Below are 16,541 nucleotides of genomic sequence, written 5' to 3'. Positions count from 1 at the left end.
GTGTAGTCGCGCCTTGGTCTCGGGCGAAGGGCTACCGAATCGGAAACCCTCACTCGCGAACTGAACTGATGTCAGTTCGAAGGTAGTACTCAGCGCTTGTGATGTCAATCACGGAAATGTCAATCTCGGAAAATATCTGGAACGCAGCTCGCTCCTACACCCGGCGGAACGATTCAGGCGAATGCGCCGACAGCCGACAGACCGAATACCAGCGCCGACGCGAGGCCGCCGGCGTACGCCCGGTTCCACAATCCGCCCGTGTCGGAGCCGGCCGCGAACAATCCGGGGATGGGCAGTCCGGCAGCATCCAGAACCCGGGCTTGTGTGTCGATCCGGACTCCGTGGAACGGGAAGGTAATTGCGGGGACCGTTTCGATCACGTAATAGGGCGCCTCCAACAGAGGGGTGCGATCGAATTCGCGACCAGGCACCAATTCCGCACCTTGGGTGGCAGCCTCGTTGAACGCCGTGATCTGCGCAGCGATCGCGGCGCCGTCGTATCCCCATTCCTGAGGCAAAAACTCGAGGTCCTCGAGGTCCTCAGCCAAGCCGACCCTGCCACCACGCTTGCTGGCAAGTTCGAATTTGTCAACGGCTACAGCGCCTTCGACATACGACGTGACCATCCAGTCGCGGTGCACGCGCGCGTCGGCAATCAGCAGGCCTCGGCCCTGCGGTTGTTCGAGAAGAGCCATCGTGGTGAGGTGATCGCCGAGCGTTTCGTCGACGAACCGTTCGTTGCCTAGGCTGAAGAGAAGAGCATGCTCGCTGTAGTACAGCGACATGTCGACGAAGTCTGCGGGATCGGCAAGTTCAACACCGCTCGGAATCAGATGCCCGTAGAAGCCGGCATCCTCGACGCCGGTCGACGCGCCGACCTCGATCGCGAGGCGGTAACCTTCGCCGCAACTGTGTGGGTTCGAGCGCAAGGCCATCCGGCCTGCGTCCGGGTGTACGTGTTCAGCAAGCAATTCCTTGTTGCCTTGGAATCCACCGGTCGCCAAGAGGATCTGGTCGGCCCGGATCTCGCGCGCGGGCTCGGCACCCGTACGTACCACGGCGCCGCGGACGGCACCGTCCTCGAACAGGAGCCCTTCGGTCGCGGTATCGAGCACGACCGATCCGCCGGCGTCAAGGACGATTCGCTTGCAAGTGTCGACGTAGTGATTGGTGTCGAATCTGTGCCCGCGGCCGAAGCTCAGAATGGGCTGCGCCGCGTCGACGTCAATGCCAATCGAGCGGATCCACTCGACACCGACATCAAAGCTGTCGACGAGGTGGCGCTTGAGAGCTTCGTCGCCCCTCGGGTTCTGTTCGGCCATGACGTCGTGATTCGGTGCACTCCAGGCGTATCCAGCGAATCGCGCCGACCCTCCGACGTCGGCGCTGATCTCGATCAAGCACACTCGCCTGCCTGCTGCGGAAGCTTTTGCCCCAGCAGTCAATCCGGCCATTCCAGCCCCGATTACCAGCAGATCGTATTCATTGCTACTCAACGTGACTCCAATTGTCCGGCGCCCGTGAGCGCCCTTGGTGCGAATTGAACTGACCTCAATTTGATTACAGTAGAAGTGCGTCGAGCGGCGAGTCAATGAGTGATGTTCTCCGCATCCTGCTTGCACTGTGGGCTGCGCCACTCTAAAGTGAAGTGAATTAAGTTTGTTTCAGCAGGTTCGAGAAACGGAAGTGGCGCACGTGATCCGTCAGCTTGTCAGAACAACCGTCACTCTTGCCGCGGTTGCGCTCGCATCGACCTCGTGCAGCAATGCTCCCGCAGCCCCGTCAGAGCCGGTCTCGGGTTCGTGGAACGACGTCGTCGCTGCGGCCAACAACGAGGGAAAGGTCACGATTTACTCGACCCAGGCGGCGCCTCGACTCGCAGCCCTGGAAACTGCATTCGAAAAAGCCTATCCCGCAATCGATCTCGAGGTCGTCCGCGGAGTCGATTCGGATCTGCTTTCCAAGATCGATGCCGAAAGCAAGTCCGGCAAGGGAATCGGAGACCTCGCGGTGATCACCGACGTGTCGTGGATGAATGCTGGTAAGGATACAGACAAGGCGACCAAGCCGATCGGGCCGAGTTTCGACAACCCGGACTATCGCCGAGATACAAGCATCGTCTCGGACAAGTACTTCCTCGAAGGGGCAGTGATCCTGGGATTCGGCTGGAACACCGACCAGCTGCCCGGCGGTGTCTCGTCCCCGGCAAATCTTCTCGCTCCGGAACTCAAGGGCAAGGTGGGAATCGTCAGTCCGTCAACGTCACCGACATACCTGGACTTCTACTCACACATCGAGAAGTACTACGGCGGCAGGGAGTATTTAGAGAAGCTTGCCGACCAGAACCCGCGGATCTATCCGAGCAATCAGCCGCTCGCTCAGGCACTCGCTTCCGGTGAGATCGCCGCCGGCTTGATGGCCGATCCGATGTTGGCATCCAAGGAGTCCGGGGCACCGGTTGAATGGTCTGCCGGAGAGCATATCTGGGGTGCGCGTTGGTACGGTCTGACTCTCGGCTCGTCGCCGCACCCGAATGCTGCGCAGGTATTGGCCGACTTCATGGTCACTCGACCCGGCCAGGAGGCCACGTCGGTCGGTTACAGCTCGGTGTTGCCCGACATCGAAGGTTCGATCGCGAATGCTCAAGAGGTTCCCGATCAGAACACCGAGGTGACCACGGGTGACGGCGCCGCTCGTTACCGCGACGAGCTCGAAGCCCTGCTCAACTGATCTGCTTGACAACCGTTCCATATGCACGCGTTCTACTCGTGATACCCGTGGCCGCCAAGCGGATCGACGGGACTGAAAGGTGTATTCGATGTCTGATCGGCAGTTCGAGGGCCAGGTCGCAGTGGTAACCGGAGCAGGTTCCGGAATCGGCGCTGCCACAGCACGCCTGCTCGCTGACCGGGGCGCAGTGGCGGTGTATCTGTGCGACATCGACGAAGTTGCGGTAACCGAGGTGGCAGCGTCTGTGGTCGGCGGCCAGCCCATCGGTCTGGATGTCGGCAATTCGGCGCAGGTGGCTCAGGCGTTCGCGAGAGTGATCGCCGAGCAAGGGCGGGTTGACGTCGTCGTCCATGCCGCCGGCGTCGACGACCCGAAGAGCAAACAGCGCATCTGGGAGGCAGCTGAGCGCAATGAACCGGTCGACGTTCTCACGCACCTCGAGGACGAAGATTGGCGACGCGTCATGTCGATCAACCTCGACGGTACGTTCTTCATACTTCGTGAAGCAGTCCGGGCGATGAAACCGGCCCGCTGCGGCGCGATCGTAACGGTCGGCTCGTCCTCGGCGTTCGACACGCTCGTCGGCTACCCACACTACTCAGCTTCGAAGGCCGCAGTTCATGCGGTGAGCCAGGCTGTAGCCAAAGAGGTTGCACCCTTTGGCATCCGGGTAAATACGATCGCTCCGGGACCGGTCGACACGGGGATGGCCAGCCGCACTCCAGCCAACCTTCGTGCTGCGATGACACAGGACGGATTTCGCGGTTACGCAACCGCCGAGGAATTGGCAGATAACATCCTGTACCTGGCGTCGCCGGGTGCCGCCAACGTCGTCGGGGCCGTGCTTCTGAGCAACGGTGGTAGATTCACCGTCTGATCAGGACGCGTTCCATCGTGATGCTCGATTTTGCACGCCTTTCGAAGGCGTGCAGAACCGGGCATCACGGCATTGTCAGAACAACTTCGGCTCGATGAGTACTCGGGTTTGCGGAACTCGGGCAAGATATACGGCCAATTTCGTCCGCACCCGGTTCTCCGGAACGGTCAGTCGCTCGGTCTCCTGAGCGAGGTACTCAGACCAATCACGGAACGTGCAATGCTCAACGTAGATATCGGGTTCGTCTGCCGATCGCGACACACTCCAGCGCAGGGCACCAAGGCGGCGCCGTGAGAGTTTGAGTTCGTGCACGCGCTCGAGGAACCCTTCCGCACCGCCCGGGAGTACGCGGTACGTAGTCTCGACGATCACGCGCAGACCGGCGTATTCGACATCAGGGGCCAGGGGATACGGCGCCCCGGTCAGTTCGGGGGCAATCGCCTCACCAGGCATGATCCCGCGGCGAAGTGTCTCTAACACCGAAACGACCATCAACATTGCGGCCAGAAGCACGGCGGGAACAAGGCCGAGTGAGTCGGCGAGGACACCCCACAACAGGGCGCCGATCGCCTGGCTACCCTGAAACATCAACATGACGAAGGCAATAACTCGCGCCTTGATCCATCGGGGAACCACGGCATGGGCGGCGATCATCCAAGTGCTCTGAACCCCGACCCACGCCGCGCCAACCACTACAAGAACGGCAAACATCGCGCTGACCCACGGGATCACGACCAAACCGACCAGAACGAGCGCATAGGCACCCGAGCCTAGCGCCACGAAGTGATTCCAACTCATCCGCGCGCGCAGCGGCATCAGCAGGATCGTACCGAGCACGGCGCCGATTCCGATTGCGCCGGAGAGGATTCCGAACCCGAACGTGCTCACCTGCAACCGATCATGCGCGACCAGCGGCAGAAGCCCCCACAGACAACTCGCCGGGATCCCGAACATGGTCAGTCGCAGCAGCAATCGCCTGGTCCAGCGGGAATGGCGAATGAAGCGCACGCTTCCTGCCACCGCCTGGCCTATCGAATTGTGCACTTCGACCCGCCCGGTCGATGCGGGTACCGCCCGTGCCGAGACGAAGACGCAGACGGCGAACAGAGCGGCAGTCAAGGCGAAAGCCGAAGTCGAGCCCCATCCGGCGAGTACGGCACCGCCGATAACCGGCCCGACTGCGCGAGCGCCATTGAAGACGGCGCCGTCGATCGCGGGAACCACCGCCATCATTTCGCGGCTGACCATGTTGGGCAGCAACGCCTGCCAGACAATAGCGACGGACGCCAGACCTGCCCCGGCGACGAAGACCGCGAGCATCAAAATCGGAGTTTTCGCCAAGCCCAACTGCTGCAGTACCGCCAGCAGGATCGTCGATGCAGTCAACACCATTGCGGTACCGACGAGCAGTAGGCGATGGCTGACGAACTCGGCCATCGCGCCGATCGGCAACGCCAACAGGAAGAACGGCAAGCTGGCGGCGAACTGAACCATCGACACCGTCGTCGCAGACTCCCCGGTTTCGGTGAACGTCCACTGCACTGCAAGTACCAGAATCCATACTCCGACGCTTGCGCACAGTTGGAAGCCAAGCATCATGCGGAGTCGCCTGATGCGCAGTGGCGCAAAGATACTCACTGGCCGATCGCTATCCATAGCGTTCCTCTCGATCCATGAATGCTACACTGAACTTAATTCAGTTTAGAATCCGCCGTGAAAGTTTCCGCAATATTTGCCTTGCACCGGGTTCCCTTGCCTGTCCGTACAAGATTCAGCCATCCGGAAGGATCATCGCCATTCACAATCGAGTTGTGTGCCTGACCACACGTCCGTCCGGCCCTCTAGCGCCGGAACATTTCACGATCATCGATGCCGACGTGCCTACCTTGTCGCCGGGTGAGGTCCTGATCCGAAACACCTGGCTTTCGATAGATCCGTCGATTCGACTGCGGCTCAGCGCCACAACGCCTTCGGGATATCTACGATCCCTGGATCCCGGAGATCCACTGGTCGGCCTGGCCATCGGCACTGTCGTCGAATCTCGAAGTCCGGGATTCACTGCCGGCGACATGGTTTCCCACATGTTCGGATATCGCAGTTACGCGGTGGTTACCGCAGACGGCGAAACGCTCGGTGGTGCAGGCGGGCTAACGAAGATCACTCCGGGCGACTTTCCCCCGCAGTGGTACCTTGGGCCACTAGGCAGTGCCGGCTTGACCGCCTACGTAGGGCTGTTCAAGATCATCGAGCTCAAAAACGATGATGTACTTTGGGTTTCGGCAGCAGCCGGCGCCGTCGGAAGCATTGCGGTGCAATTGGCAGTGCTGCGAGGCAACACGGTTGTCGCTTCCGCAGGCGGCCCGGAGAAAGTCGAATATCTCAGGAGCGTACTAGGCGCCCCCCATGCAATCGACTACCGTGCCGGCGATTTGAAGACGCAACTGACCGAAGCCGTCCCCGGCGGTATCGACGCCTACTTCGACAACGTCGGTGGCGATCATCTGGGCGCAGCCCTCGATCAGCTCCGGCCAGGCGGCCGCATCGCGATGTGTGGGGCCGTCTCGACCTACGACACATCTTCCCCCACGCCCGGGCCAACGAATCTCTTCCAGATCACCGCAAAGAGCCTGCAAATGAGAGGGTTCCGCGCAGGGGCATATGACGAGTTGTATGCGGACGTACGTTCGGAGGTCGGCGGTTACCTCGCCAAAGGCATGATGACGTACCAGGAGACAGTATTCGAGGGGCTCGACCTAGCACCCACCGCGCTCGTCGGAATGCTCAATGGCAACAACACCGGAAAGACTCTGTGCCGACTGTAGGGAGCTCTGCTCCCACGTTGGCATAGTACGCCGTGCCGGTACGAGTCCTCCGCAATTCTGGATTTGAGAGTCTGGCCTGCGAAACTACTTCGACGGTTCCACCTCCCAGCGAACGTGAGTCACCAACGGTTCCAGGCTAAGCCGGCTGACGGCGGATTCCAGGAGTCCGTCGTCACGCTCCGCGGCGGCCAGTTCGGCGACCACTCGTACGCGGTCGCTGTCCGGGATGTCGAAGGACTGCACTGACCGGAGCTGGAACTCCGGCCTCGAAACGGACTGCACGGTAAGACCTCTGATGTGAGCTTCGGCGTCGCCGTGACAGGTCACCTCGAAGGTGTAGTCCGCGGGTGGTTCTTCGCGTCCGGTTCGGGCAGGCTGGTGATCCATCATCCGACCCAACGGCCTCAACAGCGTGTTCGCCAACATGATTGCGCCGGCCCCGAACACCGCGACCCAGTACATTCCGCCTCCTGCCAGTGCGCCGACTGCGGCCGTGGCCCACAGAGTGGCGGCAGTGTTCAGGCCGGTGACCGACGCACCCTGCTTCATGATCACTCCAGCACCGAGGAAACCGATCCCCGAGACGATCTGCGCTGCGACGCGCGTCGGATCAGCGTCCGGGCCCTGAAACCCGTACGCGCCCATGATGACGAAGAGCGTCGCACCCAAGCTCACCAACGCGTTAGTTCGCAGACCCGCCATCCTTGCGCGCCATTGCCTTTCGATCCCGACGGCAGCGCCGAGGACGAGCCCGAGCGCTATCCGCACAAGGATGACGTGGATTTCCACGGTGAACTCCTAGAGCCAGGTCGCGAATCGACGGATGAACATTCCCTTGGCCACCTGCGTGACGACGCAGTATGCCGCGAGAGTGAGGACCAGCCAAGGGAAGTAGTTCCACGGCAGTGAAACCAACCCGAGGGAATGACCCCAGGACGTGAACGGGAACACCAGTGCGAAGACGCAGGCGGCGCCCGTGCTGAGCAGTACCGGAAGCGAAGCACGCGACTGGATGAACGGGATCTTGCGGGTGCGGATCATGTGAACGATCAGCGTCTGCGAGATCAATGACTCGATGAACCAACCCGATTGGAACAGCGCTGCATGCTCGGGAGAGTTGGCAGCGAACACGAACCACATCAGCGCGAAGGTCGAGATGTCGAAGATCGAACTGATCGGGCCGATGAACACCATGAACCGGCGCAGGCTCTTGGTCTCCCACTTGCGGGGCTTCGCGAGGAAGTCGTCGTCGACGCGGTCCCACGGGATCGTGAGCATCGAGAGATCGTAGATCAGGTTCTGCAACAACAGAACTACGGGAATCATGGGGATGAACGGCAGCAGGGCGCTGGCGACGAGCACCGAGAAGACGTTCCCGAAGTTCGACGACGCAGTCATCTTGATGTACTTCTGGATGTTTCCGAAGGTACGACGCCCTTCGATGACTCCTTGTTCGAGTACACCGAGGTCCTTCTCCAGCAAGATGATGTCCGCGGATTCGCGGGCGATGTCCGCCGCTGTGTCAACGGAGATGCCGACGTCCGCAGCCCGCAGTGCGGGTGCGTCGTTGACACCGTCACCGAGGAAACCAACCGTGTGGCCGACCCGGCGCAGCGATTCGACAATGCGTGCCTTCTGCATCGGATCCGTCTTCGCGAATACGGTTGTCCGCTGCACCAACTCGTCGAGGGCGTCGTCGCTCAACGCTTCGATCTCGGCGCCGGAGACCACGGTCCCCACGTCGATACCGACTTTGCCGCAGACGGTTTCGGCGACCAGTTCGTTGTCACCCGTCACTACCTTGACCGCGACTCCGTGGCTCGCGAGGGCTTCGATCGCCCCGGCCGCAGATTCCTTCGGCGGGTCGAGGAAGGCCAGCAGACCGACCAGGGTCATGCCCTCTTCGTCGGCCGTCGAGTACTCGCGGCGCTGCTCTTCGACGACTGTCTTGGTTGCCACCGCAAGCACTCGCTTGCCTTGACCGTTCAGCTCCGCGACCAGACGGTCGACTCGGGCCAGCCATCCCGGTGTCAATTGGTGGGTCACCCCGTCCAGTTCCACCGATTCACAGACCGAAAGGAGCTCTTCCACTGCACCTTTGGTTACGATCAGATCGGCGTCTCCGTGGTCGACCACCACGGAGAGTCGACGGCGCTTGAAGTCGAAGGGAATCTCGTCCACCAACCCGTGCCGACGCGAGATCTCCTCGACCACTTCGGGACCGGCGGCCTCGATCACCGCGTCGTCGAGAAGACTGCGCAATCCGGTCTGATTCACGGAATTGACCGCCGCTAGCCGCAATACGTCCTCGGACTTACGTCCGGCAGTATCGAGATGCTCACCGAGAACGATGCGGTCCTCGGTGAGAGTTCCGGTCTTGTCCGTGCACAGAACGTCCATGGCACCGAAGTTCTGAATCGCGTTGATCTGCTTGACGATCACCTTCTTGCGCGACATGTGGAGCGCACCCTTGGCCAGGTTCGCCGTCACGATGAGCGGCAACATTTCCGGAGTCAACCCCACGGCGGTGGCGACGCCGAAGAGTAGTGCTTGGCTCCAGTCCTTGGTCAGCCCGTTGATGATGAACACCGCGGGAACCATGATCAGCATGAACTTGATCAGCAGATAGCTGACGCTGCGCACCCCGATGTCGAAGCTGGTTTCGGGCCGCTTGGACGCCAATTGTGCTGTCATGGCACCGAAGTAGGTCCGCTTGCCGGTGTGTACCGCGACGGCGGTGCCACTGCCCGACACGACGGAAGTACCCATGAACCCGATGTTCTCGGCTTCGAGCAGCCGATCGACGTCGATCCCCGACGACGGGTCCGCCGACTTCTCGGCCGGCATCGATTCACCGCTGAGCATGGACTGATTGACCTGTAGATCCTTGGCCCGGATGATGCGGACATCGGCCGGGATCATGTCGCCGGCGGCAAGCTGGACTACATCCCCCGGCAGTAACTGCTCGATCGGAATCTCAGCCGTGACCACGGTGTTGTTGATCTTGCGGGTGGCCGCGACGGTCGTCGTAACCATCGCCTTGAGCGCCTCGGCGGCGCGGCTCGAACGGTATTCCTGCCAGAACCTCAGTGAGACACTGACAAAGATCATCAACCCGAGAGTGATGATGCCCTCGTAGGAAGGACCGTCCTCGGGGTCCGGCCAGACCACGTCGGTCCCGACCATGATCAGGGCGAGGAATACCAGGATCAGGATGAACGGGTTCTTGAAGGCTCCCGCGAACTGCACGATTGCCGGCGCCGGGCGGTCGTGGCGGACATCGTTGCGCCCGTATTGCCGACGAAGATCGTCGATCTGATCGTCACGAAGGCCGTTGGCCGTCGTGGTCAGATCCGCGAGAACGGTGCGCGTGTCCGAGGCCGAGAAGTCGACCAATTCCTGTGCGCTTTCCTTTGCCAGGACTGTTGAATGTGTTTGTTGTGCAATGTTTCTCGTGGGCCGTGGCCGCAATGCGAGAACGGAAAATGACATGACGAATCTCCTCGGCTGCCTGAACACGCCGGACCATGCCAGTGCATGAGGGCAGCAGAATGCGCTGAGCGACAATGGAAGTCGTCAGCGGTCGCGGCAACGCCGCGCAGATGAAGCCGAGGATGCAAAGAGTCAGTGACTGAAGAGCAAAAGACCGGGGTGAGCATCGTCGGCAAGACCAGAAGGATGGGTCGAATATCGACTCGGCGGGTCGTCCACGATGGTCACCTCCTGAAAGTTCGGGGCGTCCGATGACGCCACACAAGTACATGCGCACAGCACACGCCAGGAGAACCGAATATCGACGTACTCTCGCCTTCGCCGGAAGAAACCGGCATCAAGCTGCGAAAACACCTCCACGTCCGAGTTTTGGCACTGCACGACGTGTCCCGATCAAGAACGGGAAGCCACTTTGGATCACCCCTTAAGCCGGGGAGATCTGTCCTAACCTTGGGCGTCTCTCGACGTCGTGAGATCAGTGGCCTGTGTTCGTGCAGAAGCCTCACCTAACGAGGTACTGCACCCAGAGGGTAGTTCTCAAATCTGTTGCCTGTCAACCGAGCAACTCAGACGGCGGACAATCCTGCCCGTGCGACGGCGCCGGCGAAGAGTGCCGTCACGGCGGCACCCATGACACTCTGATCAACCTCTTCCGGATCCACGGAGTGTTCGAGAACGAGCCCGGATATCAACGCCATCAACGAGATTGCGGTTGTCCGCACGTCAAAGGAATCGTCCACTCCCCATTCACGGGCACGTTCGCCGATCAACTCCACGAGTTGGCTGCGCAAGTGGCGACGCTCACGTAAGTACGCCTGAGCGATCTGCGGATCACGCCCGGCGAGCACTCCGAATTCGAGGACGAGAAGCGACCACCCCGGGTCGTCGACCATCCACGTGGCAATGGCCTCGCCACCTTTGCCCGCCGCGTCGGACGGGTTCATCCCGGCGATCTCGGCGAGCACCCGGCCGGCCAGTTCGAGAGACCGTTGCGCGAACAGTTCGGCGAACAGATCTTGTTTCGACTCGAAGTTGGAGTAGACAGCCCCCTTGGTGAAGCCCGCTCGGCGAGCAACTTCAGTGAGACGTGCGGCACTGAATCCGCGCTCCGCAAACTCTTCCGCCGCAGCGTCGAGCAGTCTTTGCCGCACCACGTCACGTCCGGGGCGGGTTACCGGCGTCCAGTCCGGTTGACGAGATTCAGTCACGATACCTAGAGTATTCAATACCTCGGGTATTGACAAGCTCTTTACTTTCGACAAGATCAGGACTCTTTCGTGACCACTACGCATCCGGCACACGCCGCACCAGACAACAGCTCCACCCACGACGAACACCACCACGACAATCTGCTGGTGAAATACGGCGCACCCAAGGTGATGGCCGCGCTGTTCGTCGGCGTGCTCCTGCTGCAGATGGGCTTCATCCTCAGCTACGTCGCCGCCTTCCATCAGCCGACTCCGCGAGACATCGAAATCGCGGTCATCGCCGATCAGGGCACACCCGACGGCATGGATCAGCAGATCGCCGACAAACTCAACGCCATCGACGGCAGCCCGCTCGACGCTCAGGTGGTCGACAGCACGGCGACCGCTCGCCGCATGATCAACGACCGAGAGATCCAGGGCGCGTTTGTCATCAACCCGGCCGGGCCGGACACCCTGATCACCGCGAGCGCAGGCGGCAGCTCCATCGCGACGTCACTCGAAGCGGTGTTCACGAAGGTCGAGGCGACACAGGACCGACAGTTCGTCGTCCGCGACGAGATCCCCGTCGGAGCCCACGACAACCGCGGCCTCTCGGGCTTCTACCTCTCGGTCGGCTGGGTCGTCGGCGGCTATCTCCTCGCGGCAGCCATCGGACTGTTCATCGGTGCGCCGAAGACTCTCCGCCAGGCAAGCGCACACACGGGCGTGATCGCGATCTACTCGATCATCTCGGGAGCTCTCGGCGCCCTCATTACCTCACACGTACTCGGAACTTTCGCGGGCCACTGGTTCCCGCTGTGGATCCTGGGAACAGCCGTGGTGTTCGGCACCGCCATGTTCACACTCGGATTGCGCGCTGCCATCGGCGTTCTGGCAGTCCCGCTGGCTATCGCCGTCTTCGTGATTCTCGGCAATCCCAGTGCGGGAGGCGCATTCGGCTCCAACGTGATTCCCTCGTTCTATGCCGCCATCGGCCGATGGATCACACCTGGCGCCGGCACCGAAGGCGTGCGGAGCATCGTCTACTTCAACAACGTCGGCGTCGGCCAGCCTGCTCTGACGCTTTTCCTGTACGCACTGATCGGTGCGGTCATGCTGTTCGGCTTTACGATCCGTCGCAACCGAAAGTCCACCGACACGACGCCGACTCCAGCTGTGGCGAACGCCGACTAGTCCTAGTCTGAACTCATGACGAGCCTCCTCCACCCCAACGCCTCGCACGTCGCCGAAACACTGATCTCACGGGGTCACCACGGCGTCATCGTCACGCAGCCCGAAGCCACGCACACCGCGGCCGAGGCAGCGGCGGCCGTCGGGGTGGAGGTAGGCGCGATCACCAAGTCGCTCGTGTTCCTTCTCGACGACGATCCGGTCCTACTGTTGGTCTCCGGCGCACATCAGGTCAATCTGAAAGCCACCGGCGAACGCCTCGAAGGCAAGCTCACGCGGGCGCCGCTGGAAATGGCGAAGTCGGCAACGGGCCAGCCGATCGGTGGGGTCGCTCCGCTCGGGCATCCCACCAACCTGCCGACGTACGTCGATACCGCCCTCGAGCAGTACCCCGAGTTGTGGGCAGCCGCCGGGCACCCCAACACCGTCTTTCGCACGACGTACTCCGAACTCCTCCGAATCACCGCCGGCCTCGCCGTCGACATGGACTGAAGCACTTCAGCCAACCCGGTCCGAAACCACTCAGACGTGCGTCCACCTATAGTTGGACGCACCATGTGCACTGCAACCAGGACCCCGGCCGGCAACCACTGGCGTCGACGGCACGTAGATCTGTGCCGCACCGACGCCTGTCTGTGTATGCCGAGCGCAGTCACCTCGACCACACCGCACACCTCGAGTTCCAGCCGGAGAGTTCCCGTTGTCTGACAAGCCGAATGCCGTTTCCAGCCACACCACCCCCGACGTCCCCGAAGTAGCAGCGACGCCCGAGTTGTCCACCGGCATCTGCGCCGGTGACTACCGCGCTGCGCTTCGCCGCCACCCCGCCGGTGTCACCGTCGTGACCCTCGATTCGGGTACCGGCCCGGTGGGTTTCACCGCCACCTCGTTCTCGTCCGTCTCCCTCGAGCCGCCGCTCGTCTCGTTCAACATCGCGGAGACGTCGTCGAGCATCAATGCACTCAAGGCAGCCGAGTCCTTGGTGATCCACCTTCTCGGCGAACATCAGCAGCATCTGGCCCAGCGCTTTGCGCGTAGTGCCGATCAGCGCTTTGCAGACGAGTCACTGTGGGCAGTGCTCGACACCGGGGAGCCGGTGCTGCACGGCACCCCCAGCTGGATGCGCGTCAAGGTCGACCAGCTGATCCCTGTCGGCGACCACACGCTGGTCATCGGACTCGTCACGCGGGTTCACGCCGAAGAAGACGACGAATCCGCTGCCGCGCCCCTGCTCTACCACGAGGGCAAGTACTACCGCCCGACTCCGTTAGGTCAATAGACAACTGTGCGCCTTTATTAACCGCCCGCGGTTAATAAAGGCGCACAGCAAGTTAGAGCGCTACGTACTTGGTATCGAGATACTCGTCGATACCCTCGGTTCCGCCTTCACGGCCGAAGCCCGATTCCTTCACCCCACCGAACGGCGCGGCAGCATCGGAGATCGCGCCGCGGTTGACGCCCACCATGCCGGTGTCCAGCTTGGCCGAGACGCGCATCGCACGGTCGATGTCGCGGGTGTAGAAGTACGCCACGAGGCCGTATTCGGTGTTGTTCGCAGCCGCGATCGCTTCGTCTTCGGTGTCGAAACCGACCACTGCCGCAACGGGTCCGAAGATCTCTTCCTTCAGCAGGCGCGCGTCGGCGGGCACCTGATCCAGAACGGTCGGGGTGAAGAAGAAGCCGGGGCCTTCGGGTGCCGATCCACCGGTGCGAACGCGAGCGCCCTTGGACACCGCGTCGTCGACGAGTCCGGTGACGGTTGCGAGCTGCTTGGTGTTGATCAGCGGTCCGATGTTGGTGCCCTCGGCGTCACCGGCGCCCACCTTCAAGGCCGCAACCTTGGCGGTGAACTTGTCGGTGAACTCTTCGCGCACCGAGTTGGCGACGTAGATGCGGTTGGCCGCGGTGCAGGCCTCGCCGCCGTTACGCATCTTCGCGAGCATTGCGCCGTCGACAGCTGCGTCGATGTCGGCGTCGTCGAAGACGATGAACGGCGCATTGCCACCGAGTTCCATCGACGTGCGGAGCAGCTTGTCAGCAGCATTGCGCACCAACAACTTTCCGACGCCAGTGGAGCCGGTGAAGGTGACCTTGCGCAGACGCGCATCTTCCATCAGCGGTCCACTGATGGAGGCCGCGTCGGACGTCGGGAGGATCGAGAGCACACCGTCGGGCAGACCGGCATCGGCGAACACCTGACCGAGGAGCTGCATGGTCAGCGGCGTGTCCTCGGCGGGCTTGACGATGATGGTGCAACCGGCAGCCAGCGCCGGTCCGATCTTGCGTGTGCCCATGGCGAGCGGGAAGTTCCACGGGGTGATCGCGAGGACCGGTCCGACGGCTTCCTTGGTGACCAGGATGCGACCGTTGCCGGCCGGAGCCTGCGTGAAACGTCCACCGATGCGTACTGCTTCCTCGCTGAACCAGCGCAGGAATTCGCCGCCGTAGTTGACCTCACCGCGGCTCTCTGCCAACGACTTACCCATTTCCAGGGTCATCATCAGCGCGAAGTCCTCGGCGCGGGCGTGCAGCAATTCGAAGGCGGTGCGCAGAATCTCGCCGCGTACACGTGCCGGAGTGGCCGCCCAGTCTTCCTGCGCCGCAGCGGCGAGGTCGAGCGCACGGATACCGTCGGCAGCGGTGGCGTCGGCTACCTGGGCGAGTTCCTCACCCGTTGCCGGGTTGTAGACCGCAAAGGTCTTCTCGGCCGGGACGAGCTTGCCGCCGAGCCAGAGACCCTTGGGTACCGAGTCGAGAAGATCCGAGACGTTGGACATGTCAGTTCCCCTGTGCTGCAGTGCGAATAGCGGTCTCGAGGACGGTCAACGCGTCGTCGAGCAGCTCTTCGGAGATGACCAGCGGCGGGAGCAGACGGATGACGTTGCCGTAGGTACCGCAGGTGAGGATCACGACGCCGGCAGCGAGGCATTCGGCGGCGATCTTCTTGGTGATGTCGGCGTCCGGCTCCTGCCCACCGGGCTTGACCAGCTCGATGGCGAGCATCGCGCCGCGACCGCGAACGTCACCGATGACGTCGAGTTCCTTTGCCAGTGCGTTCATTCGGCCGACGACGGTCGACTCGATGGTGCGTGCGCGGCCACAGAGGTCGAGCTCACGCATCTGGTCGATGGACGCCAATGCAGCGGCGCAGGCGACGGGGTTACCGCCGTAGGTGCCACCGAGGCCGCCGGGGTGGACGGCGTCGATGAGCTCGGCGCGGCCCGTGACAGCGGCGAGCGGCATGCCGCCTGCGATGCCCTTGGCGAGCGTGACCAGGTCGGGCACGATGCCCTCGTGATCGCTGGCGAACCAGGCGCCGGTACGAGCGAAGCCTGCCTGAACCTCGTCGGCGATGAAGACGACGCCGTTCTCCTTGGCCCACGCGACGAGCGTCGGGAGGAATCCTTCTGCGGGAACGATGAATCCACCCTCACCCTGAATGGGCTCGATGAGGATGGCGGCCGTGTTGGCAGCGCCGACCTGCTTCTCGATCATCGTGATGGCGCGCTGTGCGGCCTGCTCACCGGTGATCTTGGAGCCGTCGACATTGAGGCCCTCGCGGTACGGGTAGGACATCGGGACGCGGTAGACCTCGGGGGCGAACGGACCGAAGCCGCTCTTGTACGGCATGGACTTCGACGTCAGTGCCATCGTGAGGTTGGTGCGGCCGTGGTACGCGTGGTCGAAGACGACGACTGCGTCGCGACCGGTCGCGTGACGGGCGATCTTGACTGCGTTCTCGACAGCTTCTGCGCCGGAGTTGAACAGCACGGAACGCTTCTCGTGGTCACCGGGGGTGAGTTCGGCGAGACGCTCGGCGACCTCGACGTAGCCCTCGTACGGAGCGACCATGAAACAGGTGTGGGTGAAGTGCGCGACCTGATCCTGAACTGCGGACACGACGGCCGGGTTGGAGGCGCCGACGCTGGTCACCGCGATACCGGCACCGAGGTCGATCAGCGAGTTGCCGTCGACGTCGACGATGACTCCGCCGTCTGCGTCGGCGACGTAGACCGGGAGGGTGGATGCGACGCCGGCGCCGACGACCTTCTTACGGCGTTCGGCGAGCGCAGCCGAGCGCGGGCCCGGGAACTCCGTGACGATGCGACGCTCCTGCGGAAGCCGGTATTCGATTGCACTCATGTGACCACCCTCTCGGTTGTGTATTGCATTCGAGTATGCGACGCGCGAAGCATCGCAAGCACTGCCGAAATGGATACCCGGAGCTCCAGGGCTACTCCA

Annotated in this window: 13 protein-coding genes and 1 riboswitch; of the genes, 6 read left to right on the top strand and 7 right to left on the bottom strand. The window is 62.3% G+C overall.

Going from position 1 to position 16,541, the window contains the following annotated elements; genetic code table 11:
* Positions 1-173: 173 nt before the first annotated feature.
* Positions 174-1,496, bottom strand: coding sequence for an FAD-binding protein (locus P3G66_RS09280; protein WP_276116426.1), 1,323 nt, complete (start codon positions 1,494-1,496; stop codon positions 174-176).
* Positions 1,497-1,695: 199 nt separating this feature from the next.
* Here P3G66_RS09280 and P3G66_RS09275 point away from each other — a divergent pair, with 199 nt between their 5' ends.
* Positions 1,696-2,730, top strand: coding sequence for an extracellular solute-binding protein (locus P3G66_RS09275; protein WP_276116425.1), 1,035 nt, complete (start codon positions 1,696-1,698; stop codon positions 2,728-2,730).
* Positions 2,731-2,818: 88 nt separating this feature from the next.
* The gene (locus P3G66_RS09270; RefSeq protein ID WP_276116424.1) at positions 2,819-3,607 is read left to right on the top strand and encodes an SDR family NAD(P)-dependent oxidoreductase; all 789 of its coding nucleotides are present in this window, start codon (positions 2,819-2,821) and stop codon (positions 3,605-3,607) included.
* A 75-nt stretch (positions 3,608-3,682) separates the two neighbouring features.
* Here the strand turns inward: P3G66_RS09270 and P3G66_RS09265 are convergent, their stop codons facing one another.
* Entirely contained in the window at positions 3,683-5,245 is a 1,563-nt protein-coding gene (locus tag P3G66_RS09265) for an MFS transporter (protein WP_276116423.1), read from the bottom strand.
* A 173-nt stretch (positions 5,246-5,418) separates the two neighbouring features.
* Between P3G66_RS09265 and P3G66_RS09260 the strand changes: the two genes are divergently transcribed.
* Positions 5,419-6,429, top strand: coding sequence for an NADP-dependent oxidoreductase (locus tag P3G66_RS09260; RefSeq protein ID WP_276116422.1), 1,011 nt, complete (start codon positions 5,419-5,421; stop codon positions 6,427-6,429).
* Positions 6,430-6,513: 84 nt separating this feature from the next.
* Here P3G66_RS09260 and P3G66_RS09255 read toward each other — a convergent pair whose 3' ends face one another.
* The 3 genes from P3G66_RS09255 to P3G66_RS09245 form a co-directional block, all read right to left on the bottom strand.
* Positions 6,514-7,218, bottom strand: a complete 705-nt coding sequence (locus P3G66_RS09255) for an MgtC/SapB family protein (protein ID WP_058039275.1) — start codon at positions 7,216-7,218, stop codon at positions 6,514-6,516.
* Positions 7,219-7,227: 9 nt separating this feature from the next.
* Positions 7,228-9,921, bottom strand: a complete 2,694-nt coding sequence (mgtA, locus tag P3G66_RS09250; protein ID WP_276116421.1) for a magnesium-translocating P-type ATPase — start codon at positions 9,919-9,921, stop codon at positions 7,228-7,230.
* A 347-nt stretch (positions 9,922-10,268) separates the two neighbouring features.
* Positions 10,269-10,442: riboswitch (M-box (ykoK) riboswitch) on the bottom strand.
* Between the two features lie 45 nt (positions 10,443-10,487).
* On the bottom strand, positions 10,488-11,072 hold the full coding sequence (locus P3G66_RS09245) for a TetR/AcrR family transcriptional regulator (protein WP_037129354.1): 585 nt from the start codon (positions 11,070-11,072) through the stop codon (positions 10,488-10,490).
* 126 nt (positions 11,073-11,198) lie between these two features.
* Here P3G66_RS09245 and P3G66_RS09240 point away from each other — a divergent pair, with 126 nt between their 5' ends.
* From P3G66_RS09240 to dszD, 3 genes are all read left to right on the top strand, one after another.
* A complete protein-coding gene (locus tag P3G66_RS09240) occupies positions 11,199-12,302 on the top strand; it encodes a membrane protein (protein ID WP_003941129.1) in 1,104 nt (367 codons plus the stop codon).
* A 15-nt stretch (positions 12,303-12,317) separates the two neighbouring features.
* Positions 12,318-12,791 carry a YbaK/EbsC family protein gene (locus tag P3G66_RS09235; RefSeq protein ID WP_065351875.1) on the top strand — a complete coding sequence of 158 codons (474 nt, stop codon included), beginning with the start codon at positions 12,318-12,320 and terminating at the stop codon, positions 12,789-12,791.
* A 208-nt stretch (positions 12,792-12,999) separates the two neighbouring features.
* The gene (gene dszD / locus P3G66_RS09230; RefSeq protein WP_003941189.1) at positions 13,000-13,578 is read left to right on the top strand and encodes an NADH:FMN oxidoreductase DszD; all 579 of its coding nucleotides are present in this window, start codon (positions 13,000-13,002) and stop codon (positions 13,576-13,578) included.
* Positions 13,579-13,630: 52 nt separating this feature from the next.
* Here the strand turns inward: dszD and P3G66_RS09225 are convergent, their stop codons facing one another.
* A complete protein-coding gene (locus tag P3G66_RS09225) occupies positions 13,631-15,076 on the bottom strand; it encodes an NAD-dependent succinate-semialdehyde dehydrogenase (RefSeq protein ID WP_042922728.1) in 1,446 nt (481 codons plus the stop codon).
* 1 nt (position 15,077) lies between these two features.
* Positions 15,078-16,442: a 4-aminobutyrate--2-oxoglutarate transaminase gene (gene gabT / locus P3G66_RS09220; RefSeq protein ID WP_007727077.1), complete on the bottom strand. Its 1,365-nt coding sequence runs from the start codon at positions 16,440-16,442 to the stop codon at positions 15,078-15,080.
* Between the last annotated feature and the right edge of the window lie 99 nt (positions 16,443-16,541).

This window comes from Rhodococcus sp. C3V, from assembly GCF_029269915.1.
GTDB lineage: Bacteria > Actinomycetota > Actinomycetes > Mycobacteriales > Mycobacteriaceae > Rhodococcus_F > Rhodococcus_F qingshengii.
Note: the sequence above shows the minus strand (reverse complement) of the source record. Positions and strands in the feature narration are given on the sequence as shown.

What these genes read in the sequence shown, in the direction of transcription:
- P3G66_RS09270 (WP_276116424.1), top strand. Translation starts at nt 2,819, where the DNA reads ATGTCTGATCGGCAGTTCGAGGGCCAGGTCGCAGTGGTAACCGGAGCA.
- mgtA (WP_276116421.1), bottom strand. Translation starts at nt 9,921, where the DNA reads ATGTCATTTTCCGTTCTCGCATTGCGGCCACGGCCCACGAGAAACATT.
- P3G66_RS09235 (WP_065351875.1), top strand. Translation starts at nt 12,318, where the DNA reads ATGACGAGCCTCCTCCACCCCAACGCCTCGCACGTCGCCGAAACACTG.
- P3G66_RS09225 (WP_042922728.1), bottom strand. Translation starts at nt 15,076, where the DNA reads ATGTCCAACGTCTCGGATCTTCTCGACTCGGTACCCAAGGGTCTCTGG.
- gabT (WP_007727077.1), bottom strand. Translation starts at nt 16,442, where the DNA reads ATGAGTGCAATCGAATACCGGCTTCCGCAGGAGCGTCGCATCGTCACG.